Genomic DNA, 23650 nt, shown 5'->3' on the forward strand with positions numbered 1-23650 from the left:
CCGCCACGGTCCGGCGCCCGTTGCGCGTACGCGAAGTGGTGGATCCACACCAAGTACCGCTGGGGACTGACCCTGCAGTCGTCAGAGAAGTCCGCGCTACAGAGCATGCTGAACACCTGCTCTTACTGAGCCCGTTCGCACGTCTGCAAATACTACCAACTGACCGTTCAATCATCCAACCCGAGAAGGGAGTCACTCGTATGGAAGAGAAGTCATCAATCTTCACCGCAACCCACGGTGTGATGACCGCTGAGGTCGGCGTGATCAGCGGGGAGCTTGAACTGCGCACCACCTGCGATCACGACGGCACCCTCACGCTCGCCATCACGTATGTCGGCGCCGAGGAGTGGTACACGCTGCCTGGTGAGGACTACCGCCTGCACGATCCGCGTGACCACGAGGTCGTCCACCGCATGCTGGTCACCGTGTTAGAGCGCCCTTGAGACGACTGACCTCGCCGTGCTCCCCTTCCACCTGTATAAGGAAAGAAAAAAAGAAAAGAAACAAAAAAGTTCCCTTCGTTTTGCGGTTCCCGTTTTTGGATCGGTGACAGTTGCAGAAAAATAAAAGGGTTTACCCTTATCGGTGGCATTGTGTTTCGTGAATTTGCGAAACACAATGCGAAACACAGCAAAATCTACGGTGCCAATGTTGCTCTTAGGGTCAAAATAGCCTATTAAAAGACGCTCGCCGGATCGCACCGGGAGCGTTTTGTTTTATCAGTCCCACCAGTTGTTCTTACTCCCAAGTGTTCCAACAAGTACAACGTAGAAAGCAATTGTAGCAAGGGATGACAAAAAATAGACACCCGAAATCAAACTCTTAGAGTAGTTAGGAATGATTAATTCAAAGAGATCATTGATCAATATTAGTGAGACTATGAGTGTTACAAGTCCGATGAATAGCATGAATAAGATAAGCGCCTGTTGAACGCCTTTTTTGTTTTCTATCAGCCAGTATTTAAAATCCTCAACGGAGATGAGCGAGAAATCCCGGATAGTTCTTGTCAACTCGCCCCATGCGGTGACGACAGGGCGTTTTTCTCGTTGGAACCATTGTGATTTTTGGTTTTGTGGGCCTTGAACATTGTATCCATTCTGGAGCGAATCGAATTTGTTGATCCACTCTATTTCCTTTTGGTCGAGTTCGTCTCTCTTGCAGATTTCGAGTATTTCCAAAGTGAATTGTTCAGGCCCAAACTTGTCGAAGTCTTCTTGTAATTTCTTGGAATGATGATTTCCTTTTTCTAATGCGGCCAAATGCTGCTTAAAACGGTTTTGAATGTGAATGCTTTGCCCAACATATACTTTGCGATTAGCCTTGTTTCTGATGGCGTAGATTCCCATCATAGCTGTAATCATCCTCCTGTAGTCTGGCTCATCAGTAGGAAGGCGACCAACCCTTCCTAGACGGGAGACGCTTCTCCCGTTTCGCCTCCAACACCCCCGGATCGCCAGGGCGTCTTTTTGTTTATGATGCTTTGTTGATTTCCAGCTTCTCTTCTAACTCTTTAAGCGCTTTGCGTGCAACGGTCTGACAAACCTTTGCTCCTCTTTCTATTTTTACTCGTCCAGGAAGCTTGCCATTTTGGTTGTAGTATTTAAGAGCCCATCTTTTTGCTCGTTTTATGTTTTTGTCTCGGAGTTTCTTCTTAGGAAGTTTCTTTTCAGGGTGTTCCTTTTCATGTTGTGTTTTTGTTAATTCCTCCACTTCTGACTTTGTTAGTGGATTATTGATTGATATTGCGCTTCTGACTAAGTTCCCTATTTGGTTCATTAGTTGCTCGTTGTTTCCAATGATGCTTACCTCCTTCTCTGTCATATCTGGTGGGAGGGGGATAAATATTCCTGACCTCTTTTTTACTTTGATTAATTGAACACGATCACTAACACCATTGAATTTGACATTATAAACAGCATTTAAGGAGTTTAACTTATCAATCCACTCTTGCTCTTTGACATCCAGTTGATCTTCTTCACACAATTCCAAGATTTTAAGAATGAAATTTTGAATAGCCATTTGATTAAAAGCCCTTTGTAACTTGTGTGAGTGGTGCTCACCCTTCTCTAACATGTTCATATGTTGTTGGAACCGGCTTATGATATTCTTGCTTTGCCCAACATAACATTCACCTGTGACTACATTCTCAATCGCATAGATCCCCATCATAGATGTCATCCTCCTGTAGTCGACTCATTAGTAGAACGCCCCCGTGGATCACGGAGGCGTCTTTTTATTTAATTCGCTTTTTTCTTTTTAGGATTCAACTGGTTCAACACTTTGCGCGAGAGCCATTCGGAACAAGGTGCCTCATCTTTCAGTTCCCGGATGCTTGGATACGTCCCGCCTTTTTCCGCGAACATTCTCAAAGCGACTTTTTTGATTTCCTCCAGATCCGTGAGGAGTTCCTGATCCCCCTGTGAGGATTTGTTGCGAGTCCTTTTCTGCAAGGAATATTTTTTTGTGTGTGAGGCCGATTTTTTGTGAGACGTTTTTTGTGTGTGAGACGCTTCTTGTGAGGTGTGAGAATCGACCGCTGTGTGAGAATTTTCTTCCTGTGAGGTGTGAGAATCCTCAAGTGTGAGAACATCCTTTTGTGAGGATTTTTCCTCCTCTTGTGAGGACTCCTCAAGCTGTGAGTCTTCCTCCTTTTGTGAGGAATTCGGAACATTTGTCTTGCTGTGAGAATTGCTCGATTGTGAGAATTCCGATTCGTCGGTATCCGCTTGAATCAAGGCTTCTGTGCTGTGAGTGATTTCTTCTTGTGAGGATTTTTCCTCTTCGATTTCGGAGTGAGACTCTTTATTCTGTGAGGGAATTTCCTCATCGTTTTGCTGTGAGAGATCCTCATGTGCGAGGACTTCCTGTGAGAATTTTTCCTCTGTGAGAGGAGAAGATTCTCTTACAGTTTTGTGTGAGGTGTGAGAACCTGAGACTGTTTCTTCGGGTGTGTGAGCGAATGTTTGAGATGACCTTTGTGAGAAATTTTCTTCTGTGTGAGACTTTCTGTGTGTGAGATCCTCAAGCTCTGCCTGTTCGGTTTGTTCATGTTTATTTTGATCTGAAAGAACCTCTTCTCTCTTCTTCTGCACGTACTGTTCAATGACCGTTTTTACCTCATCCATTGACAACTGATTTCGCCGGATGAACTCATTGAAATTTACCTCTTCTTTGTTCTCTACAATAAACCTATAAGCGAGAATTCCCTCACCAATCAGCACCAGAATCGGAACTACAGAGCCGATGATCCGCCCTTCTAAAGTTGGTGCCATCCCTTGGAAATTTGACCACCAAACAAAAGCGAGTCCCACAAAGAACCCTAGAATAGTGAAACTCAAACCTAACCACTCGATGAAACCACGTGGAATTTTCTTTTTCATCAGGAACCCAGTCAGAGTAGCTGCCGATCCGATGAAGATAACCTCAAACATCAGCACTCCTACGTATTCCAAACCGTGAGTTGCTCCGACTTTCCTCATTCGTTCGATGGAATGAGCAACGGAAAAAACAACCGAGCCGGCGAGAACAATAAAGATACTTGCTTCCACAAGTAATCCGACAACAAAAGCAACCAGTCGTTTTATAGCCCAGTAAATACCGTTAATCAAATTCAGGATTAACGGGACAAAATCGCCAAAGAAATATCCGATTCCATACAGACTGAGGACAATGGGATTGGGTACTCTTTTATGCCCAGGATAATACCCTTCGAGGTATCGATTTCTTGCGTTTTGTTGCCATTCGTGATACCATTTCATCGTTTCAATCAACTCCTTCTGTGGTGTTGGTTTAGCCTTGGGTGATGTACGGATCGCCCAGGGCTTTTCGCGTTGTTAGTCTTTTTTGGCTATGAGGTTTTCGAGCTCGATGATAATTAACTCCATTTCTCTGATCGCTCCCTCGAGTTCCCACTTGAACGCATCTTCCGTAGTCTCTTCCTTTTGCCGCTTTTTCAACTCCTTTCTAGATTTCAAAACATTGATGTATTCAATAAATCGCTTGCTTCTGATATGACTAGGAACTGTCATGTTTGTTCCTCCTTTTAACTCTTCTTGTTAACTATTGTATCCAATAGGAAACAAGAAGTCAACTATAATTCAGAAAATATAGATGATATTTTCACATGTGATTTTGCATGCAAAAACACAATCGATTACATTTTCGTGTGTGCATCCAGTTCATATTTTGTTTTTATTTGCAAATTCGTATCTGTAATTGAATCAGTAATCGCTTATGATTGTAAAGGGGTGGAGCAAAACATCGAGAAAAGGATATGGAAATAAGTTGAAGGAGGAAAACATCGAATGGGAATTACGATTAGTTTTGGGTTGCAAAAAGGCGGTGTGGGCAAGACAACAACAACGGCCATCACAGCTTACCTTTTAGCGAAAAATCACAAGGTCCTCGCAATTGATTTCGATAGCCAGGGCAATCTCACACAGATGTTGACGACGGAAGACGTCTATCAGTTTACTGGAAAGACGATTTTGGAAGCTATACAGGAGAAAAATGCGGAGCCGTACATTGTGGAAGTGAACGAAAATCTTCACCTTCTTCCTGCTGAGGATCTTCTCGCGCTCCTCCCCAACAAGTTGGTTGAGCTGTATTCGGACAGAAAGGATCAACTTGCTTCACTTCGGAATCTCTTGGCACCGATTAGAGACCGCTATGATTACATATTGGTTGACCTGCCGCCGAACGTGGGGGATCACACACTGTGCGGTCTTGTCGCCTCTGATTATGCTGTTGTGGTCATGCAAACAGAGCCGTTTGCTTTTAACGCTCTGGAACGGTACTTGGAAACGATGGAGCTGGCCCAAGAGATGTCAAACCCAGATCTCCGCTTAGCCGGAATCCTCACCTGCTTAATGAACCAGCAAACCAGTATTGACAATGCAATCCGGCTTCAAGCAGTAGAAGACTATGAAACGTTGGTGTTTGAAACTGTTATCAAGCGCAAAGCACGGATCAAGGAGTTTTCGCTTGAAGGAATTCAAGATCGCACCAAAGCGGATCGCGATGCGCTCGAACAGTATCAATCATTTGTTGAGGAGTTGTTAGCCCGTGTCAAAGCTTGATCGGTTAAAAAAATTGACCGCTGCTCGATCAAAAGAAGAGCCAAAAGGCAAAGATGCAAAAGCACAATTACTTTCAAATCCTTTTTCAGAAACAAAAGTAGAAACAGCAGCGACTGCACAATTGGAAGCACAAGCGGAAACTGAATCAAAAACTGAATCTGAAGTAAAAACACTTCAGCAAGCGGAAACGAAAACAAAAGCAAAGTCACAAGCGAAATCGAAAACGAAATCGAAACAACAAACACAACCAATTCAGGAATCGGAACCGAAAACAGAATCAAATTCAATTTCACAAACGGAACAGAAAGCACAACAGCAAACAGAACAGGAATCGCAACAGATTCATATTACTGAATCGAAACCGGAACCGAAATTGGAATTGGTTTCGCAATATGAACCACAAACGGAATCAAATGCAATTACGCAATCATTTCCGCATGCAGAACAGCAAGCGAAATCACAAACGAAAGAGGAATCGGAAATGAAAATGAATACAAAAGTGGAAACTATTTCGCAGTCGATTTCGGAAATACAACCTGAAACAAAAACGGATCAGCAAATGGAAACGAAAGCTGATCCGGCTGCTGAATTGTTTTCACTTGCGAAACGTGGTTCAGGAAAGTTGAAAATGGAAGATATCCGTAAGCGCCGGACGTATTGGCTCACAGATGAGGAGATAGAGATGATCGACAAGCTTGCTGAAATGACCGGAAAAGACAAATATGAGGTTGTTGGATTGGCGGTTCAATCGATGTATTACCGACTGCTAAGTGAACTGAAAAAAAATTAAGCCAGGTGGGATCATTCTTTTAACCCATGTTCTGCGAACATGGGTTATTACTTATATGTCAAGAGATGATAATATAAAGTGGTAGTTTAAAGGTATCAACACAATTGTCTCTTTATTTTAGTTGGGGTAATACCACATCACCATCAAGATAAGATCTCTTTATATCCCCAAAACGAAAAAAATACATCCTTTCTACAAGATAGCCCAGGGCACTTTGTTTCTTGCTTGATGAGCATGTTGGGCTATCTCTTTAAGGCCGTTTAAAAAAACAAAGAACCCCTGTCGGACGACAGAGGTTCTTTGTTATGTGTGCTTGCACCTGCAGCGGCAATGTTTTGTCCAGAAATAAAGGAACCAGACGGCATGGTTTTGTTCGTCGTGGGCGGCTCGGGTGAACGCTTTTTTGATGGCGGGGTCCCGGGCTTTGTCGGCGATATCGAAATAAAAGTCTACTGTTTTCTGTTCGTCTTTCAGGGCGAATTCCAGTCCTTCCTTGTAGTCATCCGGACAGGGTTCCGCCGTGATCTGAGGTTGCTGCCCGGTCAGACGGACGTAGATCTGATTAAATTCCCGGTAATGGTTGATCTCGTCCTGACGAATCTCCATGATCTGTCGCCGCTCTTCCTCAGTGGGAGCCAACCGGGACAATTTCTTGTAACAGGCAATCGCGTTGTATTGACCGCTGATCGCCTTGGCAATGTCTTCGATCAAATTTGGGTCTTCCCCGGAGTCTCCCCATTCTCCCAATGTGTAGGCCCGCATTGATCCAGGATGCCAAATCGATGGACGATAAACATAGGGATACATTTAGATCATCACTCCCCGTTATCTAGATGTCAGGATAGTATATGGTCGAATACACTGGGGCGTACTAAGGTTTATGAAAGAAGGATACTCCGATCATCCCTCATTGGGGTAAACGGACATCGCCATCCTATTTTTCAGATTCCTGACTCATTGATGGATCATTATCCTGGAGCAGGTGGCTCTGGCCATACAGCGGGTGTCAAAATTCAATTGGAATATGATCTACATAGTGGTCAATTTCTAAACCTACAAGTAGGCCCTGGAAAAGAAAATGATAAGACCTTTGGTACCCCCTTTGTTGATAAATTTCAGTCCAGTAAATTCGACAAAAAATGGAAATTCTTCTCTAATAATACGACAAAAGCCGTAAAGAAACTATGCAATGGTATTGCTTAGTTCTTACGGCTCTTTTAAATGGATGGATATAATTAAGAGTCAAAGTCGGTTACATATTATCCCCCTGGCTTTTCTTTGTCCAGTTCTTTTTCAAGTTGATCCATGTATTCAGGTTTATCACGTTTCTCAACTATCGGAAATAAATCGAAAAAGTCCTTGCCTGATGCAATCAGGATTGATGCAATGAAATCAGGGTTGAATTTTTCAGCTTTGTCCCATCTCGATAGTATTGCTTGTGGGATGCCCGTTTTTAAAGCGGCACCCATTTGAGTTTCGTCTATTTCTTTCAGTACTTCATCCACGTTGTTGCCTGTTTTCACGATTGGTCCTTTGTGGTTATATAATCGCCGCGCTTTTGCTTCTTCGATCAGTTTAGGATCCATTGATTCACCCCTTTTCAATGCAAACCTTATCCATTATATCATAACAAATAATCTGATAATATCTATTGTTTTTCATTTTCCTATAACGTATAATGAAAATACAGACAGACGAGAGGAGAGAAAACCATAACAATGAGCGATGAAGCAAAAGCCTATTATGATGACGTCGCAGAAAAGACCATCGCTTATGCAAGACCAAGTATACGATCATGTGAGGTCATTTTTCCAGCCGATCTGGCAGGGGAAGATTACATCAAACCGGGACCGGTGATATCTTACATCGATCGGTCATATATCAAGGAGGTGGTTGATTGAAAAAGTGGATTGTTATTGGTTTGAATGAAGTCAAATTCGGCGAGAAAATCACGGTTCTAACGGATAAACATAAGTGTGAGGGAGTGGTGCAGTGGGTTGATGAAGATGGTCTAGAGTTGAGAGTAAACATACCCGCTGGCGAAATAAACGAAATTTTCCGCCTCGTCAATGATGGGAAGGAAGGTGATCAAGATGGGTCATCCAGATGAAGTGGATCGTCGCTAGGTATCTCATTATGAGAGGGGAGGTGATGGGTATGCGGCGCGAAAAGAAAAGACCCATTCCGTATGATCCGTATGACGGGCCAGAACCACCAAGAGCATAGAAAAAGCACCTGCAAAAAAGCAGATGCTTAGAAAATCAACCACAGGTATTATACCACGATTTTAGATGGGGGAAACATGCTGAATTTGCGCCCGTGATGGTTAACTTTGACCTCGGTTGGAGGTATCGGCACATTGAACCAAAGCCATTGGGCGATGGATTCAGCGTCATCAATATGACCAGCGAAGTTTATCCCACAATAGTAATATGTAGCTGACTTTTCCCATAAAGAGCGGTTGACCCAAGAAACAGCGAAATGTTCAACAGCGATTGGCGGATAACCCAATGCTAAACCTAAAGCTCTATGGTGGTCAGCAGTTCCAGGTTCTAACCCTTCTGCATCAGCAATGAATCGTCGCTTGAGTTGTTCTGTTTGGAAAAACAGCGTCATGTCATCTCTGATTTGAATTCGTGGGAAATCAGAACCTTTCAATTGTATGTAGAAATCAACACACAGCTCATGTTCATGGTGTGCAAGATATGCAGGTTTGTAGCCGGAAATGAAGGCGTTAAAAGTTTCTTCTTCTGAAAAACTCAACAAAAATCAACTCCTTAGGAGGAATAATCATGTTAAATTGGATTCAAAAGATTGCGATTCGTTTTGGTTGGAAATGCCCAGCAAATTGCGGCTTTACAATGGAAGATGGGAAAGGACGTAGATGCCCGTATTGCCACTGGGATTTGGTTGAAACAAAATAAAGATTGACCGTAAATTAACCGGGGTCTTGCCCCGGCTTTTTCTTTCCCTTTCCTGCAATGATTCAACTGCAAACAAATAAAGCCCTTCCCAGTTGTTATCGGGAAGGGCTTTTGCGTTTCGCTGATACACTTCTATTCGCTTTGCCAGGTGCCGTCCGGCACCGCATAGCATGAACACAAACGTGTCCTCGATCCGCGCTGAAGTGCGTGCACTTGTACTTCATACCCCTTCAAAGCGATTCAAGGTTTCCTTGATACTTCACAAATCACATAGCTTGAACACAAACTAACCGCATAATTCGTAATATTCCCCGTTATTTTGCCTTCACAAATCACATAGATGGAACACAAACCTCGGCGGTAAGGCCACGATCGACGTTAAGTCCGCTATCTTCACAAACCACATAGTATGAACACAAACGAATCTCATCGACTTTTTCATGTCCCACAAGTTAAAACTTCACTAACCACATGGGTTGAACACTAACTGACCGGTTGAAGATTGATAAGGACTATATGGCATGCTTCACAAATCACATAGATAGAACACAAACTTCCCCCTTTTATATACGCAACTCTAATACAGAGTCTTCACAAATCACATAGAATGAACACAAACTAACCGATCCCTTTTATCTTCCGTCAAATTGTCGTACTTCACTAATCACATAGATAGAACACAAACCCGAACTTTACAAGGCTTGACTTGGCGATTGGTGACTTCTTCACGAATCACATAGTATGAACTCAAACCTATAGGCGATATACGTTGGCCATGGAGCTGGGTGTCTTCACAAACCACATAGAATGAACACAAACGGGTATTAGCGGGATTTATCGTGACTTTCCCTGACCTCGACTTCACTAATCATATAGATAGAACACAAACTCAATTGCGCCTGCCCGATACTGGAGGTAGTCAATGACTTCACAAACCACATAGTATGAACACAAACTGTCGGTGTTTCTTGAAAAGGACTATATTAGATGCTTCACTAATCACATTGAGATCACTAACCACTGCGGGAGAGAAGTATGTTAGAGAGATGTACTTCATAAATCACATAGATAGAACACAAACATCAAGTCACGGGCGATCAACAAGCTAGCACTTATCCCTTCACGAACCACATAGATAGGAACACAAACCGAAATTTGGCATGGATGCACTGAAGAAAATGGACAACCTTCACGAATCACATAGATAGAACCCCCCGAAAAACAACAAAAAACTTCATTTCCGATGATGAAGCCTTGTAATATGTACGGAAAACGAAGCTTTTTCTTCTGATCCTATATACTACTTGTCGTCGATCCCCAAGGATTTTTGCATCATTGGAGATCGACGAAAGCCTATGTGATTGTCCATGCGGGTTTCATGCATGGAGTTTCCTGCCTGCGGGTGCAGACATACCTTATCGAGTGTTACCTTGTCGGCACTTCTCGATTTTAGGCCGCTGAATCGGCCCTGTTTGTGTTCAAATACTATTGTAGCGGTTGCGTATTTTCTGTGCAATGGGATTTATTTTTTGGCTGTGGAATTTTCTATGATTTGCTCAATGTCCTTGGTGGCCAAGTTTCGCGCAGCATTGTAGTCAGCCAACGCCTCATATCCGCAAACCCTACAACGAAACTCTGACTGGCTTGGTCGGTTCTCGCTGGAAATATGGCCACATTCGGAACACCGCTGACTCGTATATTTCGGTTGCACTTTGATGACTTGAATGCCCGCTTCATTGGCTTTGTAGGTGATTTTCTCTTGCAGATCATGATAGGTCCAGTTCTTTAAGAATGCATCGTCTTTGGCGATTCCTTTTAGGTCCTCTAGCTGGATAGTACCGCATTTGTGTCTTAAGGCCAAGTCGATGACATGCCGTGCATATTTGTGATTAGTCGTCTTCCTAAAGTTTGCGATCTTTTCGCTCAGTACCTCGATCGGCTGAATGCGAGTTTGCCGACCGTGGCCCCTTCTTCCATCTCCACAATACTTCCCTTGTTTTAAAAGTTGTTTCCGTCTTCGCTCAACTTGTCGGCGGAACCGTTCGATCTCTCCACCTTCGATATGGTATCGTGCCGGCGAATCGCTGATCGCTATGTACAGAGGATGAACGATTCCCATGTCGATTCCCATGATGCGGTTGGGATCCAATGGCTCTTCTTGTTTCTCAAACTGATAGTTGAGGTTGATGAACCATTTCCTTTTGTGGTAAAGGATTTGGGAAGCACCGAGCTTGTACTCTTTTTCGATGAGCCGATCTAAAATCACCCGTTGCGTCTTATCCCTCACATCAATGAGAACCTCAAAAATGCCGTCTTTTCTCCCCATTTCCTTCGCACATTCCTTAGAAATTAAGCTGAGTCGCAAATAGTAGTCTTTGCCTTCTTTCCGAATGGACCTCACATTGCTTGCAACGACATCGATAGGAACATCTTTTTTAAAACTAGGAATTGACCGATCTCCCCGGAGAATTTCTTTTACATCTGAGTTCCACTTGTCAGCTGCTCGCTTAACTGTTTGGGCAAGATTCCCGCTGCCGATCGTATTGAATTCATCTTTGATTCGGTTATAGGCGTATCCTTGCAGATTCGTATAGCCAAGCACGTCCTTCTTTTTTGGAGCAACACCGTGTTGTTCCTTGTACTCTGCAGAAAATCCTTGCCACTCCCAGCAAAGCTGGATCGTCTTGTTCAGCGCAGTTCTTGTTTCTCGTTGCAGTTCACGCAGGACTTTTCCGAAAACATCCCAAGAGTCTTCCTTGGGTTTGATGATGCGATAACGCATGACTTTGGTGTGTTTCGCCATAGATGTATCCACCTCGAAAACAATTATGTTCTCGAACAATATTATTCTAAGATTAAAAGAAGAGCTAGAAAGAACATCTGGACAGTCGGCATATAGTTGATGGAAAATTATACTACTGTTTTGAAAAAAAGGAGGTGTTATGTTGAGGCCTTGAAGCGACAGAATCAAGAAGAATACAACCCACCTGAGCCAGACGAACAACAATGGGAAGAATGGGATCAGATTCTATCCGAGGCCATAGAGAATGAAAAGCCTTTAGTAATTACCACTGCAACAAAACATGGGCCAGAAGCTTAGTATGTGAACGAAAAAGAAATTCCTATTTTTTCCACAGGTTTTTCGCTTCATCTCCATTGTATATCATAAAAATTATGAATATTATAATTTTTATATTGATCTAACATAAGATATCTTTTATAATAAAGATATACCGACTGGTTTGTTTGAATTACTAAGAACTCTCGTTTCGTTGTTGCAATACTCTAGTAAAATTCATTTGATTTTAGGTTATGATAAGGAGGATATGAAATGAGCAGTAAAGACCGGGAAAGAGAGCTTAGAAAGCAATGGGAAAAAGAACAACAACGTCGAAAAGAAGCTGAAAGACTGCAAAGAAAAGAAAAAGAACTTCTGAGAGAAAAACAGAAGTATGAAAAAAAATATAAAGAAGACAAGAAGTGTTTCCTAACAACTGCTTGTGTAGAGTATTACGGGTTGCCGGATGATTGCAAAGAGTTAACGATCCTACGCCATTTTCGAGATCAGTATATGAATAGCTTTGATGAAGGAAAAGAAGCAATTCAAGAATATTACCGCATTGCACCTCAGATCATAAAGAGTATGAATGTTCGAAATGATAGAGATGTCTTTTACCAATCGATTTATAAAGATTTGATCTCTCATTCAATTGAACTGATCTCCCAAGGAAAATATCAAGAAGCCTATATTCACTACAAATCCTTTGTTAAGCGCCTTGAAAAGCAAGTCCTATAAATGAAACGGAACACTCAGATGGATTGTTACGTATACGGATATCAATCGGAGTAATTAAGTACCAACATTGTTTGGGTTGGTACCATTCCGCTTTCCGATTTTTTCTAAACAAACTGCCCGCCGTTTCAAGCTGTATCATTATTCATTTTTGTTTAAAAAAATAAAAAATGCGGCAGTTGAACATAGAAAACGCTATCCTTGCTTAAGAGAAAGGATAGCGTTTGTGAGTTTTACCAGTGTTCAGTGGTATCACTGGAACCCTCAAAATGGTAGCTTGGCCAGGAATCATAAATATAGACTAAATAATAAGGTCCCCTCATATTAGTAAACCATACTATGCCATCTGAACCAATATGTTTGGTTATGCAATTGCTTGTGGTTCCATTGCAAAGTTTAGCATATAACGCTGAACCGCAATCAGAAACCGGCATTGGAGTTGCACTATTATTATTCCAATTTACCCTGTTACAGGAATTTATTTTGACTTTAACATCTTGTCCTGAATAAACGGTCACCGTATTATCAAAAACATCATCATCAGTATCAAAATACTGATCATAATCGGCAGATGCTTTTGGAGTATAAACAAACAAACTTCCCACTGTAAACAACAAAGCGACCATCACAAATCCAAACTTCTTCATACAACATCCCTCCGGTTTACTAAATTGCCTCTCCTTTAATTTCACAAAATATTCGGTCATCCACCTGCGCCTAATACCAACTAGCCGGCATGTTCAAACCAACTAGTTGGTATATCTTTATTTTATTCATTACGTATGTTATAATCAATATGCAAATTACAAAATTTCAAAAAAATGAGAACGACACATGAAACAACAGGAAATGACGGAACGTACGATCAAGAAGCTGATGGATGCTGGGATTGCCTTGTTCGCGAAGTATGGATACAGCAATACCAGTGTTGATCAGATCGTAAAGGAAGCGGGACTATCTAAAGGGGCTTTTTACGCTCATTTTCCAACCAAAGAGGATTTCTTGATGAAGGTACTCCGGGATGGGTTTCGCTTTTATTTTGAGAATTTGCGGGAGCTTATGACCCAAGAAAACCGCGACTTGGTTGATGAGTTGTTTTCCGTTGATATGGTTGTCAAGGCATACGAAAAGGGTTTTTCCGCCGTTCTCCTTCATTCCGCCATGACATGTCAGTACTTGCATCAAGTGAAAGAAGAATTAATCAAGCAGATGGAAGAGTGGCGGACAGACCTTACGCGGTTGTTTGAAGCCATGAAGAAAAAGGGGGTCATTGGCAGTCCACTTGATGCAAGAACCTTAGCGACTTCTGCAATGGCATTGTTTAACGGATACAATATGCAGCATTATATTGATGATCGGATTGATATTAAGGAGATGGTGACAGTATTTGTTGAACTGTTGCAAATTCAATCGCCTAAATCACATTATTAGGAGGATAACTCTATGGCTAACAGTGGTTCAAAGTTTCATTTTGAAGGTGAGGCTTTCAAAGATAACAAAGGCCAAATTCAAATCGGAGAAACCATTTATAACCAAGGGGGAACTCAGTTTACTATAAACCAAACTGAGATTTTGAACCACATTCAGCAACTCAGAAAAAAAATTGATACAGCAAAGGACTTAGATCCACCTATCAGGCGTCAGCTGTTGGATATTGCAGACTCGACTGAAGCCGAAGTACAGCGGGAATTTCCGGACGGCTCGAAGTTAAGTCGTTTTAATCAACGATTACAAGCACTTTTGCCTGGACTTACACTATGGCAAACGATTACCTCTACTGTGAGTACCATTTGTGATTTATTACCGAAGGGGTAAAAGCTAAATGAACCAGGAAAAAAACAAACAGAATGAAAATAGCCCAGAGTCAAAAGACGATACTTCTTTAAACAAGGCCAAACCTCAATTAAACCATGATAATGGAGGAAAAAAAGAGAACTTGCCCAAATTTTCGTTTAACGATAAAGCCTTCCCACATAATAAAGGTAAAATCAGTATCGCTGAGAAAATTTCCAACCAATACAAAACGGTGATAACCGTAATAAATAACCCAAGTAATAACAAATTGCATCTCATTTCTATAATTGCGATTGCATCAATTATCGTGATCGCACTTTTTAGCCTTTTAGCATTAGACCCCATGTTGTCTACTGAAAAATCTAAGCCTGAAGTGGATTCAGAAGCAGCTAAGGAGATTAGCGAAAAATATAAATCTATACAGTTTAAGAATGAATCATCTGTTTCAGATATAAAACCTACATCAGATAAAGTTGGCTATTATCAAATGTTCCTAACCACCTTTGGTGATAGAGGAGGAATTTACTATCATCCTGATATTGGAGCATTTGAAGTTCATGGTGATATATATAAAAAATGGAAAGATCTTGAGGCCGAAAAAGGACTGTTAGGTTATCCAAAAACTGATCAATTACCTACTCCAGATATAATTGGTCAATTTAATCATTTTCAAGGAGGTTCTATTTACTGGACACCTGCGACAGGTGCTCATGTAGTTTACGGTCCAATTCGTGACAAGTGGAGTAAACTTAGCTGGGAAAGAGGCTTTCTTGGGTATCCGATAAGTGATCCTTATCAGCTTTCCGATAGGGAAATAAAACAGGAGTTTGAAGGGGGGACGATTACCTGTAAGCCAAACAAAACAGTGAATGATTGCGTTGTAAAGAACACAAGTAATAAAGGCAATTCATCTTTTGTAAGTTTAACGGAAGTAGAATCCTTTAAGAAAACAAAAACAGGTCCACTTTTTGTTCCACTAGGAGGCCGTATTCATATTACAGTTAACAATTTTAATCATAACCCTAACTTTGAATGGTATCTAATGGTTGAAAATAAAGACGAGCCATTTCGATATAGCGGTCACGATACTGCAAACATTACAGCGGATGTTCCTGTGGGTACGTATCGCCTTGTGTTTCATTGTGGAGGTAAAGCCTGTTCGGCTAATGGTCGCCTCGTAGTATTAAAATAGATTTAAACCTTCAATGGATACAAAATAATAAGACACTAGGATATGGAACGTTGAATCAAAGGCTTGATCCACATGAGGCACTATCTATACCAAAAAACAAACCGACATCACTCTTAGTGTACGGGATGCCGGTTATTTTGTGTCTTAAATGTGTCTTAGCGTACGTTTTACCCGAAATGATACGGCGGACCCCATATAGAAAAGGGCGCGGATTTTCCGCACCCTTTGTTTATGTAAGTACTTTGTCCATGACCGTCGGTTATACTCCACGACACTGGTGTTGCTGTAGCCATACTTGGCAAATAAAACAATGCCAGCGTTCATCAGCTTCTTAATTGTACGTTCTGTCATTTCCTGTTGTTTATTGCGACACATCCTTTTTTTAGAAATTTTTGTTGATTATAACACGTTTAACAATTAAAATGAGTATGTACCAACTAGTTGGTTTTAAGGTCTGAATATTTTTCAAAATCAATAAACAGGAGATGGTGATATGAAGAAAGCTTTTTCTATTTTCGGATCGTTAGCAGTAGCGTTGGTGGTACTATTGGGGTTTAGCGGTGGGGCAAGTGCTTATAATGGAACTGGTTACTTTTCTACAGAAGATGGAAAAATTGATGGAACTGTAACGGTAAACACGAAATATGCTTTTGTTGGTGTATATGATCTTGAAGCATATAACTCTTATGGTTATGACAGAATTTATGAAGATGCTTCTATGTTGAAAGTTCGGTTATGTAGTTATTCGACTGGCAATTGCACGTCTTATAAACGTTTCACACTTCCTGACTCAACGAGCACATACCCCTATGTACACTTCCCAAACATGCGCAATGGTAAATACTATATAGATATTATTGATACATGGCCGGACTACAGTATTAGAGGAACTTATACTGCAAGAGACTTTTAATCAACCTAATCACCTTTTCATGTCGAAATGAGTGTCCTATCCTTAAAAGCCTTTCTAAAAAAAGTTTATATCTTTGCTTACTGTTTTGACATTACTTTTGTTACCTGTAACTGCCTTTGCTGAAGGCAAGGAAGCTCGATTATATAAAGGGAAAACACAGGGGTCATCAGAATATGTATACCTCGATCGAGGACACACATTGGTTTTATCCGTGTGGAATCATATACAAGGAATTAATCTCCCCATCCATTACAAAGTCATCAGTGACAGAGGAAAAGTTTTAGTACAAGGGTATGTTCATGATGCAAGTGAGAATTTTACAGAACGCCGTATAGGTGGAGGAGTTGGCAAGTGGAAAGTCGTACTTACCTGCACAACAGGTAGAACCCATATACGAATTGTGATGGTTCAGCATTCCTTGAGGATTGGGATTGAACTCTTAATGCCCCCTTGATTTGCGCGATGTCCGATAAGGCTTATTCCGGTTTTTTGTTCCGCTACTTCCCATGTGCGAATTAGAGCTGAAAACTGCTTGAACGGAGGGCCTTGTGCCCTCTTTCCATTTTCCCCAAAAGAACGTTGATAATAGGGTATAACGTACCTCTGCAGGATGGCGCCGAATTTCACTGAGTTTTTCTGAAACCACACGGAGGCGATACTTCCTCAAGATTTTTGGTGGAACGTTCTTAAACAAATCGTGGGGTAGCTCCAGCATGCGCAATTCCTTGAGCTTCTTGATTTCTTCTTCCAAGTTCTTTCTGTTATCGCGGCCAGGGCCCATGTTAATCTTACGGAAGGTTATTCGCTCCAGTTCCTCAGATCCTTGTTCCTCGTAACCTCATCTTCTGCATCGGTCCAGTCATCATTCTGGGCAAATAGCACCAAATTCGAGCGTCGCTCCCTCTACCCGTTATACCACAGCACGAAAAAACAGGTCCCTAGAAGCCCCGTAGAGGCGTTTAAATTCGTTTCGGGTACTCTTATGTATCCCCGCGTTTTCAATTTTGAGTTTTTGCACACCAAAAAGAGCATGCCCGCCCCTGCGCTCCTGCACCCCTGCCGCCCTCAGGCATTATCTCTCGTATGCGGTCGCGGTGATCTCATTCAGCTCATGCTCTGTCGATTTCATTTATTGCCACTATTTGCGCGGTTTATTCATCTGGCGGCGAATCTCCAAAGTGCACCGATTCATCACTTCAACACACAAATCCGCGATGCGCTTTGCATTCGTGAAAATATCGTCTTTGATCCGCGGGTCAATGTACTGCCCTAGTCCCGGACTGTGCTTGACTTCCATTTGATTGCTATCATCAATGATGAATAACGGTGTTTCGTGTGCTATGGATTTTGTACGGGGACAGCTTACGAGCAGTAGATTCCACCAGCGGGATCAACTTCTCATGGATATCAGGATACATATCCTGTGCGATAGCTTGATTTAGAATGAAATCCAATCCGTTGCTTTTTTTATCGAAGCGGAACAAGAAGATCAATATGTACAGCTCCCTAGTTGTTTATTTTAGTTTTACATGCCCATCATAACAGAACGCCTCACTCAACGAACAGACAAGCTGCAAAACAAAAGAGGCTCCTAGGGGCCTCTATGAGTCGCTTTATTTTGTTCCAGATACATCGGGGTATCCTGATTAAATATATTCGGGGTCATGCAATGTTCTATAGCACCTTACACAAACTGGTTCATATTTGTTGTTTCCGTCCTCATCAACATCCACTAATGCATGGGGGAAATTGTATCCAGTTACTCCATCATACCAGCACGAATCTTTCGGTATCACTTTTTCACACTTTAAACAAACCGCTCTTTCATCAGTAATTCCATCGCTGTCAGTTACATCCTCAAGAATTCCTTGCCCTCCACAATCACACTCGACATAATCATCTTGCGGAATAGGACTATCGCAAAAGAGACAGTATACTTGACCTTCGTCTTCATAGAAAATGATGGAATCCGTTTGACACTTATCGCATTGATGGACAGGGATTGCAAATATATTGATCATACTTTCAATCAAGGCTTGTTTTTCCTCGGTCTGTGGCAATGCCTTGACTGCATAAATCACATTCTCCAACTGGCTCATCAATAATCCCCCTTTAATGAATGCTCAATATATCATTCGGAAGATTAATGTATTTTGGTTCTGTTTTTTGAGTGTTGCACTTTACTTTACTGAATATGAATCCTGTAAATGATTAGGTTCTGAGAATTGCTATTCCCGGAATAAAATTTATCAGAATATATACAAATTGTTCCGAGAATATATACAAACAGGAGGCGGACCTTCCCCATGTTCATAAACGAGTTTAAACACTGGCTTCTCGAAGATGGTAGATCGAAGGAAACCCTGCGCTCTTATGAAGCAACTTTAAATGATCTCATGTCTTGGTACGAAAAAACCGTCGGCGATGAATTTGACCCCCGCGAGATTAGCTCAAAGGATTTGCAAGATTATCGTAGCTATCTTGAAACCGTTAAAAAGCAAAAACCGACTACTGTTAACAAAAAGGTAGCGGCGCTAAAAACGTATTGGACCTTTTTGGTCGAAACAGATCGTGTTAAAACCGATCCAACACGAAAAGTAAAGATGAAGTCCATATCTACTTTGCATGTCGCGCCACGTTGGTTGACCAGGCGTGAACAAGCCCGCTTGATCGACATGTTGGAAATGGAGAAAAAGAACGAAACACCAAGCCATAAATGGAAACGGCTTCGTGATTTGGCTATAGTTCAAATGATGTTGCAAGCAGGATAGCGCATTGCCGAAGTTGCTGCGCTTAACTTGGATGATTTGGATATGAAACATTCCCGTGACAAAACAGTTATTGTCCGGCAAGGGAAGGGCGGAAAGTTTAGACCAATCCCTATGAACAAAGATTTGGCCAATGCCTTAAATAATTGGTTGGAAGTTAGGGGAGAAAGCAAAGAAGGGGATGATGCGGTTTTTCTGTCCGAACGAAAAACACGGATCACGGATCGTGGCATCAGAAAAGCTCTTGATAAATATTTTGGGATGGCCAATATAGATAATGCTTCTCCTCACTGTTTAAGGCATACTTTTGCCAAGAATGTGTTAGAGCTTGGCGGAGAAAAGCAACTTACCTATGTGAAGCTATTGCTTGGCCACGAAAACATCAATACAACGCAACGTTATCTTACCCCAAGTGAAAAAGACTTGCGTAAGGCTACAGATAATATTAGTTCGGAAAGATAGGCGCATTTCAGGGGTCACTGTACCGAAACGGGGAAATCGTACGCTAAGCCGAAAGTCTGCGTGGTAACTAGAAATAACGACGCGCTTCATCAAGATAAAGAACCACTATATATTGTGGTCTGATAATTTCCAGTAACATGGGTCATTTGCATGAAATTAAGCTAATCCCTTTGAGCGACAAGGAGAACAGCGTTTTAACCGGTTATGAGATACCGTAACAAAAGACAGGTTACTTTACCTTAGCGTACGTTTTACCCGAAATGATACGGTGACCCCATAAATAAAGCCCCTTCCTGTTATCTGAATGATTAAGCAGAAAGGAGCTTCTGTTCTTTTTATTTAGAAGGGAAAAAGTTTAGTCACTGATGATAGCCTTTGCTCTACAATGATCACCATATTTACACTTGATATAAATCCGATACTCACCCTCTGGCAAACCTTTGATTTTATTGATCCCTCGACCAGGAGCAATGGTACCTCTATCACGAACATTGTTCCAGCCAGAATACACTTCATAGTACACTGCACTTTCACTTGATCCATCGTTAGAAACTTGGATACGGAGGTTATGACCAGCATTCAGATAGACCGGATTAGATGTATCACTACGTTTTCCATAATAGATACTTGCTGATGCACCTTCAGCAAATGCTATCACAGTGGAAAACATGAAAACAAATACAGCAGCTAGCAAAGCAATACCTTTTTTCACACCAATTCCTCCTTTTGTTTTATTTCAATACCTAACTTTACCTAGCTGACTTTTCTTGAGGTCAATTAGGTATTGAAACAAAACTAGTTAAATTAGAGTTCCTGAATGAAATTCTGTATATTCAGAATTTCATTCAGACTGGTTGGTACATGTTTATTATAAACTGTTCAGTATGTTATAATCAAGTATGAAAAGTAAAAAAATAACAAAAGAAGGGGCACATCCATGAGACAACAAGAAATGTCCGAACGTACCATTCAGAAGTTAGTCGATTCAGGAATCACTCTATTCGCGAAGTATGGATACAGCAACACGAGTGTTGATCAGATTGTACAGGAAGCAGGGCTTTCTAAAGGGGCATTCTACGCTCATTTTTCAACCAAAGAGGATTTCTTAATGAAGGTTCTCCAGGATGAGATTAGTTTCTATTTTGAGGATTTGCGGGACCTTTTGACCCAAGAAAACCGCGACTTGGTTGATGAGTTCATCAAGTTTTCCGTCGATATGGTTGTCAAGGCATATGAAAAGGGCTTTTCCGCTGTTCTTCTTCATTCCGCAATGACGTGTCAGTACTTGCCCCAAGTCCAACAAGAATTGACCAAGCAGATGGAAGAGTGGCGGACAGACCTCACTCGGTTGTTTGAAGCCATGAAGAAAGAGGGCTTCATTGGCAGTCCACTTAATGCAAGGACGCTGGCGACTGCGGGAATGGCATTGTTTAACGGATATAACATGCAGCATTATATTGATGATCGGGTTGATATTAAGGAGATGATCAACGTGTTTATTGAGCTGTTACAAGTTCAATCGCCACATAGGCACGCAACTACACGCGCAACTGATAAACAAGACGATCGTTAACTGGTGAAAACCTACCCTGTCTTTATCCATTTCTTGGGTAGATGGTACCAAAACCACCGGATGCTCCCTTTACCCCAAAAAGGCAGGATTTAATGAAATGGATTTTGCTGGTCATAGCGTTCGCCGGGGATTTGGGTAAAATGTTGAAAAAATTCTTCCCTAGCTTAAGAAATCACAAGTAACCACCGCCCGCTAAGGCGGTTTTTCTTTGGTCACTCGGTCTGCATGACAAACATATCGAGAAAAAAGAGCCAGTGGAAATAGTCCACTGGCAATAAAGTTTAAAGGCTTAGGAAGGAAGAGGCGGAAGGCCGGAAAGTGACCTTAGATCAGTCTGCGTAAACGCAAAAGCGTTTTTACATTCCCTTAGACGGAGGAAGTATTTTCTTTGTTGCTAATCATTTAGCATGTTCATAGTTTTATCATATTTTTAATTCTATTGAAAACCGTAAAACGGGCAGGAAGCTGAGTTGCTTCTTGCCCGTTTTCATTTAAGCTAATTGCTCGGCTGCATCTCCTGTCATTTTTACTTGTGTTTTTAAATGTTTCATATTCATCTGATAAAATAACATCACGAACATGTTTGTTGAGCAAACTTAGATTGAATATTAACTCGTCGTCATCGGATCCCCTCCTAATCGCTGTAAATACGCGGAACACTACCAATCGGATTGCGGTTCTGATGTCCTCGCTCACACCCCCTAAAAAAATCGACTAAATAAAAAGGGTTTTCTTGAATATGATGGTAATCAATATATAAGCAAATCTTCTGAAAGGCGGAATAACGATGAACGATATCAACGCAAAGTTGTTGTCGTTGCCAGACGAGCAAAAGCTTGAGCTCCTCAACTGGTCGGAACAGCTCAGAAAAAAAACTAAGCAGGGAAGATACAAGCGGATCGACGTTGTAACCTTCCCCACTCACATATCCGGTGTGTATACCATTATCAATCGGGTCAGCGGCAAACAGTATATTGGCCAGTCCACTTGTATTAATGACCGGATCTCGAAACACCGCTCACTCTTAAGCATGGGCTTGCATCCATCTATCCAGCTCCAACGTGATTACTATAATCTGGGTCCGGAAGCCTTTGACGTTGTGATTCTGGAGAAAGTCCCTGACAAAAAGATGCTCAGACAGCGTGAAAACTACTGGATCAGCGCATACAAAGTGACGGAGTTATACAACACAGTACGGGACCACCAGCGAGCGACCCGCGCACACAAACGTAAACAATACGATGAGCAATACATCCAGGGCTCACTTTTCGATTTTATTAACTGAATACAAAAAAGACCAACCGCATCTCAGCAGCTGGCCAAAGGTTCCTGGGAAAAGATTTGAAACGGTGTCGATATATCATTCGTAACCAAATCGCCATTTGTGGTCATAGGTATTTCGTTCCGATCGGTTGAATGTATTGGTATTCGTCGCGTTCATGATTATCTCTTTTGCTGAAGCGTCCATTATTGGGCGCTTTTTGGTGTTTATCATGGCCACTCGATTTCAATAATCTTGCTCATCTCAACAGAAGACCTCCGGCCCCTGTTTGGTTGCAGTGGTAACCACCAGAGGCTTCTCATTCTCGATGGACTCGGATAGCATCTGATCCCACGCTTCCCATTGTTGTTCATCTACTTCTTTTTTCGCTACTGAATGCCGCCGTTCCCTAACATTTGATCAATCCGTTCTTTTTGACGCAGATGATGGCGAAAATGCATGGGGATCAGCTGAAACCATTCATGTGCGTTTAATTCGCCTAACCACCGATGTTTCACCGTTCGTTCGGTAGGGATTGCAACCAAGAGGGGTTCCACTTCCTTGAGTTTTTCTTGCAATTGTAGCAACTTGACTTTTATTTCTTCCTTGTCATTAGGGTTTTCTGGGACAAAACGCGGATCATTTGGCAATTTAATTCGAATTGACGGAAACACGCCTTCTTGGTAGACTCGCTCCCCAACCTCTGTCTTTTGGCCATGGGTAACCGCTTCGTCATCCGCGCACTTAGCGATCGCCCCCAATTGAAGTCCGTACGCTGCATCAATCAAATGATTCATCATCTGCCCCAAAGACCACTCATCCTCTGATGGTTTCCAGGTAAACTGAGTGGGAGTATATTGGTCCATCTCCTTTAGATAATACTGAATCATGTCAATTGCTTCTTCTAGTATTTGCTTTGTCTTCATTCATGATCAATCCCCTTTAAAATCATCCTTAGATCCAAACGAAAACATTCAGAAGATTGGGGAACGGGGGAGACTACTCCTTTCTTGCTTGCTATACCCATCATGCCTAATTCAAGCCATGGGGCATATGGTAAATAGCCCCTATCTTCATCATACCTGTATCATTTCGGTTAGAG

The 23650-nt window shown here is 41.8% G+C and carries 27 protein-coding genes and 2 pseudogenes; 16 read left to right on the forward strand and 13 right to left on the reverse strand.

What is annotated here, in order from left to right:
* Window positions 1–200: 200 nt before the first annotated feature.
* Window positions 201–443: a hypothetical protein gene (locus ACFQNG_RS00005; protein ID WP_379862742.1), complete on the forward strand. Its 243-nt coding sequence runs from the start codon at window positions 201–203 to the stop codon at window positions 441–443.
* A 276-nt stretch (window positions 444–719) separates the two neighbouring features.
* Here ACFQNG_RS00005 and ACFQNG_RS00010 read toward each other — a convergent pair whose 3' ends face one another.
* From ACFQNG_RS00010 to ACFQNG_RS00025, 4 genes are all read right to left on the reverse strand, one after another.
* Window positions 720–1361, reverse strand: coding sequence for a GIY-YIG nuclease family protein (locus ACFQNG_RS00010; protein WP_379862743.1), 642 nt, complete (start codon window positions 1359–1361; stop codon window positions 720–722).
* 109 nt (window positions 1362–1470) lie between these two features.
* Window positions 1471–2169, reverse strand: coding sequence for a GIY-YIG nuclease family protein (locus ACFQNG_RS00015; RefSeq protein ID WP_379862744.1), 699 nt, complete (start codon window positions 2167–2169; stop codon window positions 1471–1473).
* A 68-nt stretch (window positions 2170–2237) separates the two neighbouring features.
* Entirely contained in the window at window positions 2238–3758 is a 1521-nt protein-coding gene (locus ACFQNG_RS00020; RefSeq protein ID WP_379862745.1) for a hypothetical protein, read from the reverse strand.
* Between the two features lie 75 nt (window positions 3759–3833).
* On the reverse strand, window positions 3834–4028 hold the full coding sequence (locus ACFQNG_RS00025) for a hypothetical protein (RefSeq protein WP_379862746.1): 195 nt from the start codon (window positions 4026–4028) through the stop codon (window positions 3834–3836).
* 276 nt (window positions 4029–4304) lie between these two features.
* Here ACFQNG_RS00025 and ACFQNG_RS00030 point away from each other — a divergent pair, with 276 nt between their 5' ends.
* Both ACFQNG_RS00030 and ACFQNG_RS00035 read left to right on the forward strand, forming a co-directional pair.
* Window positions 4305–5078 (forward strand): ParA family protein, encoded by a 774-nt coding sequence (locus ACFQNG_RS00030; RefSeq protein ID WP_379862747.1) that lies wholly within the window; start codon window positions 4305–4307, stop codon window positions 5076–5078.
* Window positions 5065–5868, forward strand: a complete 804-nt coding sequence (locus tag ACFQNG_RS00035; protein WP_379862748.1) for a hypothetical protein — start codon at window positions 5065–5067, stop codon at window positions 5866–5868. Before ACFQNG_RS00030 ends, ACFQNG_RS00035 begins: the two co-directional genes overlap by 14 nt.
* 303 nt (window positions 5869–6171) lie before the next feature.
* Here ACFQNG_RS00035 and ACFQNG_RS00040 read toward each other — a convergent pair whose 3' ends face one another.
* Window positions 6172–6630, reverse strand: coding sequence for a ferritin-like domain-containing protein (locus ACFQNG_RS00040; protein WP_379862780.1), 459 nt, complete (start codon window positions 6628–6630; stop codon window positions 6172–6174).
* Window positions 6631–6804: 174 nt separating this feature from the next.
* On the opposite strand from ACFQNG_RS00040, the pseudogene ACFQNG_RS00045 reads away from it, so the two are divergent.
* Window positions 6805–6990: pseudogene (locus tag ACFQNG_RS00045) on the forward strand (transposase); the annotation flags it as partial.
* A 137-nt stretch (window positions 6991–7127) separates the two neighbouring features.
* Here ACFQNG_RS00045 and ACFQNG_RS00050 read toward each other — a convergent pair.
* Complete coding sequence (locus ACFQNG_RS00050) at window positions 7128–7454, reverse strand: hypothetical protein (protein ID WP_379862749.1); 327 nt, start codon at window positions 7452–7454, stop codon at window positions 7128–7130.
* Window positions 7455–7586: 132 nt separating this feature from the next.
* Here ACFQNG_RS00050 and ACFQNG_RS00055 point away from each other — a divergent pair, with 132 nt between their 5' ends.
* Entirely contained in the window at window positions 7587–7769 is a 183-nt protein-coding gene (locus ACFQNG_RS00055) for a hypothetical protein (protein WP_379862750.1), read from the forward strand.
* Window positions 7766–7978 carry a hypothetical protein gene (locus tag ACFQNG_RS00060; protein ID WP_379862751.1) on the forward strand — a complete coding sequence of 71 codons (213 nt, stop codon included), beginning with the start codon at window positions 7766–7768 and terminating at the stop codon, window positions 7976–7978. The genes ACFQNG_RS00055 and ACFQNG_RS00060 overlap by 4 nt, the downstream gene beginning before the upstream one ends.
* Window positions 7979–8142: 164 nt before the next feature.
* On the opposite strand, the gene ACFQNG_RS00065 is transcribed toward ACFQNG_RS00060, so the two are convergent.
* Window positions 8143–8631, reverse strand: coding sequence for a hypothetical protein (locus tag ACFQNG_RS00065; protein WP_379862752.1), 489 nt, complete (start codon window positions 8629–8631; stop codon window positions 8143–8145).
* Window positions 8632–8660: 29 nt separating this feature from the next.
* Here ACFQNG_RS00065 and ACFQNG_RS00070 point away from each other — a divergent pair, with 29 nt between their 5' ends.
* Window positions 8661–8792 carry a hypothetical protein gene (locus tag ACFQNG_RS00070; protein WP_379862753.1) on the forward strand — a complete coding sequence of 44 codons (132 nt, stop codon included), beginning with the start codon at window positions 8661–8663 and terminating at the stop codon, window positions 8790–8792.
* Between the two features lie 1522 nt (window positions 8793–10314).
* On the opposite strand, the gene ACFQNG_RS00075 is transcribed toward ACFQNG_RS00070, so the two are convergent.
* Entirely contained in the window at window positions 10315–11763 is a 1449-nt protein-coding gene (locus tag ACFQNG_RS00075) for an RNA-guided endonuclease InsQ/TnpB family protein (protein ID WP_379862754.1), read from the reverse strand.
* Window positions 11764–12123: 360 nt separating this feature from the next.
* Here ACFQNG_RS00075 and ACFQNG_RS00085 point away from each other — a divergent pair, with 360 nt between their 5' ends.
* Window positions 12124–12588 carry a CFI-box-CTERM domain-containing protein gene (locus ACFQNG_RS00085; protein WP_379862756.1) on the forward strand — a complete coding sequence of 155 codons (465 nt, stop codon included), beginning with the start codon at window positions 12124–12126 and terminating at the stop codon, window positions 12586–12588.
* A 230-nt stretch (window positions 12589–12818) separates the two neighbouring features.
* Here ACFQNG_RS00085 and ACFQNG_RS00090 read toward each other — a convergent pair whose 3' ends face one another.
* On the reverse strand, window positions 12819–13232 hold the full coding sequence (locus tag ACFQNG_RS00090; RefSeq protein ID WP_379862757.1) for a hypothetical protein: 414 nt from the start codon (window positions 13230–13232) through the stop codon (window positions 12819–12821).
* A 187-nt stretch (window positions 13233–13419) separates the two neighbouring features.
* Between ACFQNG_RS00090 and ACFQNG_RS00095 the strand changes: the two genes are divergently transcribed.
* From ACFQNG_RS00095 to ACFQNG_RS00110, 4 genes are all read left to right on the forward strand, one after another.
* Entirely contained in the window at window positions 13420–14016 is a 597-nt protein-coding gene (locus tag ACFQNG_RS00095; protein WP_379862758.1) for a TetR/AcrR family transcriptional regulator, read from the forward strand.
* Between the two features lie 12 nt (window positions 14017–14028).
* Complete coding sequence (locus ACFQNG_RS00100) at window positions 14029–14400, forward strand: hypothetical protein (protein ID WP_379862759.1); 372 nt, start codon at window positions 14029–14031, stop codon at window positions 14398–14400.
* A gap of 7 nt (window positions 14401–14407) precedes the next feature.
* Window positions 14408–15571, forward strand: coding sequence for an LGFP repeat-containing protein (locus ACFQNG_RS00105; protein ID WP_379862760.1), 1164 nt, complete (start codon window positions 14408–14410; stop codon window positions 15569–15571).
* 493 nt (window positions 15572–16064) lie between these two features.
* Window positions 16065–16484, forward strand: a complete 420-nt coding sequence (locus ACFQNG_RS00110) for a hypothetical protein (RefSeq protein WP_379862761.1) — start codon at window positions 16065–16067, stop codon at window positions 16482–16484.
* Between the two features lie 520 nt (window positions 16485–17004).
* Here the strand turns inward: ACFQNG_RS00110 and ACFQNG_RS20945 are convergent.
* Both ACFQNG_RS20945 and ACFQNG_RS00115 read right to left on the reverse strand, forming a co-directional pair.
* A pseudogene (locus ACFQNG_RS20945) lies at window positions 17005–17357 on the reverse strand (Tn3 family transposase); the annotation flags it as partial.
* 773 nt (window positions 17358–18130) lie between these two features.
* The gene (locus tag ACFQNG_RS00115) at window positions 18131–18583 is read right to left on the reverse strand and encodes a hypothetical protein (protein ID WP_379862762.1); all 453 of its coding nucleotides are present in this window, start codon (window positions 18581–18583) and stop codon (window positions 18131–18133) included.
* 207 nt (window positions 18584–18790) lie between these two features.
* Here ACFQNG_RS00115 and ACFQNG_RS00120 point away from each other — a divergent pair, with 207 nt between their 5' ends.
* Window positions 18791–19255, forward strand: a complete 465-nt coding sequence (locus ACFQNG_RS00120; protein WP_379862763.1) for a tyrosine-type recombinase/integrase — start codon at window positions 18791–18793, stop codon at window positions 19253–19255.
* 3 nt (window positions 19256–19258) lie between these two features.
* The gene (locus ACFQNG_RS00125; RefSeq protein ID WP_379862781.1) at window positions 19259–19714 is read left to right on the forward strand and encodes a tyrosine-type recombinase/integrase; all 456 of its coding nucleotides are present in this window, start codon (window positions 19259–19261) and stop codon (window positions 19712–19714) included.
* A 355-nt stretch (window positions 19715–20069) separates the two neighbouring features.
* Here the strand turns inward: ACFQNG_RS00125 and ACFQNG_RS00130 are convergent, their stop codons facing one another.
* Complete coding sequence (locus ACFQNG_RS00130) at window positions 20070–20426, reverse strand: hypothetical protein (protein WP_379862764.1); 357 nt, start codon at window positions 20424–20426, stop codon at window positions 20070–20072.
* A gap of 225 nt (window positions 20427–20651) precedes the next feature.
* Between ACFQNG_RS00130 and ACFQNG_RS00135 the strand changes: the two genes are divergently transcribed.
* Window positions 20652–21287: a TetR/AcrR family transcriptional regulator gene (locus tag ACFQNG_RS00135; protein ID WP_379862765.1), complete on the forward strand. Its 636-nt coding sequence runs from the start codon at window positions 20652–20654 to the stop codon at window positions 21285–21287.
* 787 nt (window positions 21288–22074) lie between these two features.
* On the forward strand, window positions 22075–22572 hold the full coding sequence (locus tag ACFQNG_RS00140; RefSeq protein ID WP_379862766.1) for a GIY-YIG nuclease family protein: 498 nt from the start codon (window positions 22075–22077) through the stop codon (window positions 22570–22572).
* Window positions 22573–22937: 365 nt separating this feature from the next.
* Here the strand turns inward: ACFQNG_RS00140 and ACFQNG_RS00145 are convergent, their stop codons facing one another.
* Window positions 22938–23474 (reverse strand): DinB family protein, encoded by a 537-nt coding sequence (locus tag ACFQNG_RS00145; protein ID WP_379862767.1) that lies wholly within the window; start codon window positions 23472–23474, stop codon window positions 22938–22940.
* Window positions 23475–23650 lie beyond the last annotated feature (176 nt).

The organism is Laceyella putida (assembly GCF_042665195.1).
GTDB classification, from domain to species: Bacteria; Bacillota; Bacilli; order Thermoactinomycetales; family Thermoactinomycetaceae; genus Laceyella; species Laceyella putida.

Excerpts from the sequence above, each read along its gene's own strand:
- ACFQNG_RS00005 (WP_379862742.1), top strand. The coding sequence starts at position 201 with ATGGAAGAGAAGTCATCAATCTTCACCGCAACCCACGGTGTGATGACC.
- ACFQNG_RS00010 (WP_379862743.1), bottom strand. The coding sequence starts at position 1,361 with ATGATTACAGCTATGATGGGAATCTACGCCATCAGAAACAAGGCTAAT.
- ACFQNG_RS00015 (WP_379862744.1), bottom strand. The coding sequence starts at position 2,169 with ATGATGGGGATCTATGCGATTGAGAATGTAGTCACAGGTGAATGTTAT.
- ACFQNG_RS00020 (WP_379862745.1), bottom strand. The coding sequence starts at position 3,758 with ATGAAATGGTATCACGAATGGCAACAAAACGCAAGAAATCGATACCTC.
- ACFQNG_RS00025 (WP_379862746.1), bottom strand. The coding sequence starts at position 4,028 with ATGACAGTTCCTAGTCATATCAGAAGCAAGCGATTTATTGAATACATC.
- ACFQNG_RS00030 (WP_379862747.1), top strand. The coding sequence starts at position 4,305 with ATGGGAATTACGATTAGTTTTGGGTTGCAAAAAGGCGGTGTGGGCAAG.
- ACFQNG_RS00040 (WP_379862780.1), bottom strand. The coding sequence starts at position 6,630 with ATGCGGGCCTACACATTGGGAGAATGGGGAGACTCCGGGGAAGACCCA.
- ACFQNG_RS00050 (WP_379862749.1), bottom strand. The coding sequence starts at position 7,454 with ATGGATCCTAAACTGATCGAAGAAGCAAAAGCGCGGCGATTATATAAC.
- ACFQNG_RS00055 (WP_379862750.1), top strand. The coding sequence starts at position 7,587 with ATGAGCGATGAAGCAAAAGCCTATTATGATGACGTCGCAGAAAAGACC.
- ACFQNG_RS00070 (WP_379862753.1), top strand. The coding sequence starts at position 8,661 with ATGTTAAATTGGATTCAAAAGATTGCGATTCGTTTTGGTTGGAAATGC.
- ACFQNG_RS00085 (WP_379862756.1), top strand. The coding sequence starts at position 12,124 with ATGAGCAGTAAAGACCGGGAAAGAGAGCTTAGAAAGCAATGGGAAAAA.
- ACFQNG_RS00090 (WP_379862757.1), bottom strand. The coding sequence starts at position 13,232 with ATGAAGAAGTTTGGATTTGTGATGGTCGCTTTGTTGTTTACAGTGGGA.
- ACFQNG_RS00095 (WP_379862758.1), top strand. The coding sequence starts at position 13,420 with ATGAAACAACAGGAAATGACGGAACGTACGATCAAGAAGCTGATGGAT.
- ACFQNG_RS00100 (WP_379862759.1), top strand. The coding sequence starts at position 14,029 with ATGGCTAACAGTGGTTCAAAGTTTCATTTTGAAGGTGAGGCTTTCAAA.
- ACFQNG_RS00105 (WP_379862760.1), top strand. The coding sequence starts at position 14,408 with ATGAACCAGGAAAAAAACAAACAGAATGAAAATAGCCCAGAGTCAAAA.
- ACFQNG_RS00110 (WP_379862761.1), top strand. The coding sequence starts at position 16,065 with ATGAAGAAAGCTTTTTCTATTTTCGGATCGTTAGCAGTAGCGTTGGTG.
- ACFQNG_RS00115 (WP_379862762.1), bottom strand. The coding sequence starts at position 18,583 with ATGAGCCAGTTGGAGAATGTGATTTATGCAGTCAAGGCATTGCCACAG.
- ACFQNG_RS00120 (WP_379862763.1), top strand. The coding sequence starts at position 18,791 with ATGTTCATAAACGAGTTTAAACACTGGCTTCTCGAAGATGGTAGATCG.
- ACFQNG_RS00135 (WP_379862765.1), top strand. The coding sequence starts at position 20,652 with ATGAGACAACAAGAAATGTCCGAACGTACCATTCAGAAGTTAGTCGAT.
- ACFQNG_RS00140 (WP_379862766.1), top strand. The coding sequence starts at position 22,075 with ATGAACGATATCAACGCAAAGTTGTTGTCGTTGCCAGACGAGCAAAAG.
- ACFQNG_RS00145 (WP_379862767.1), bottom strand. The coding sequence starts at position 23,474 with ATGAAGACAAAGCAAATACTAGAAGAAGCAATTGACATGATTCAGTAT.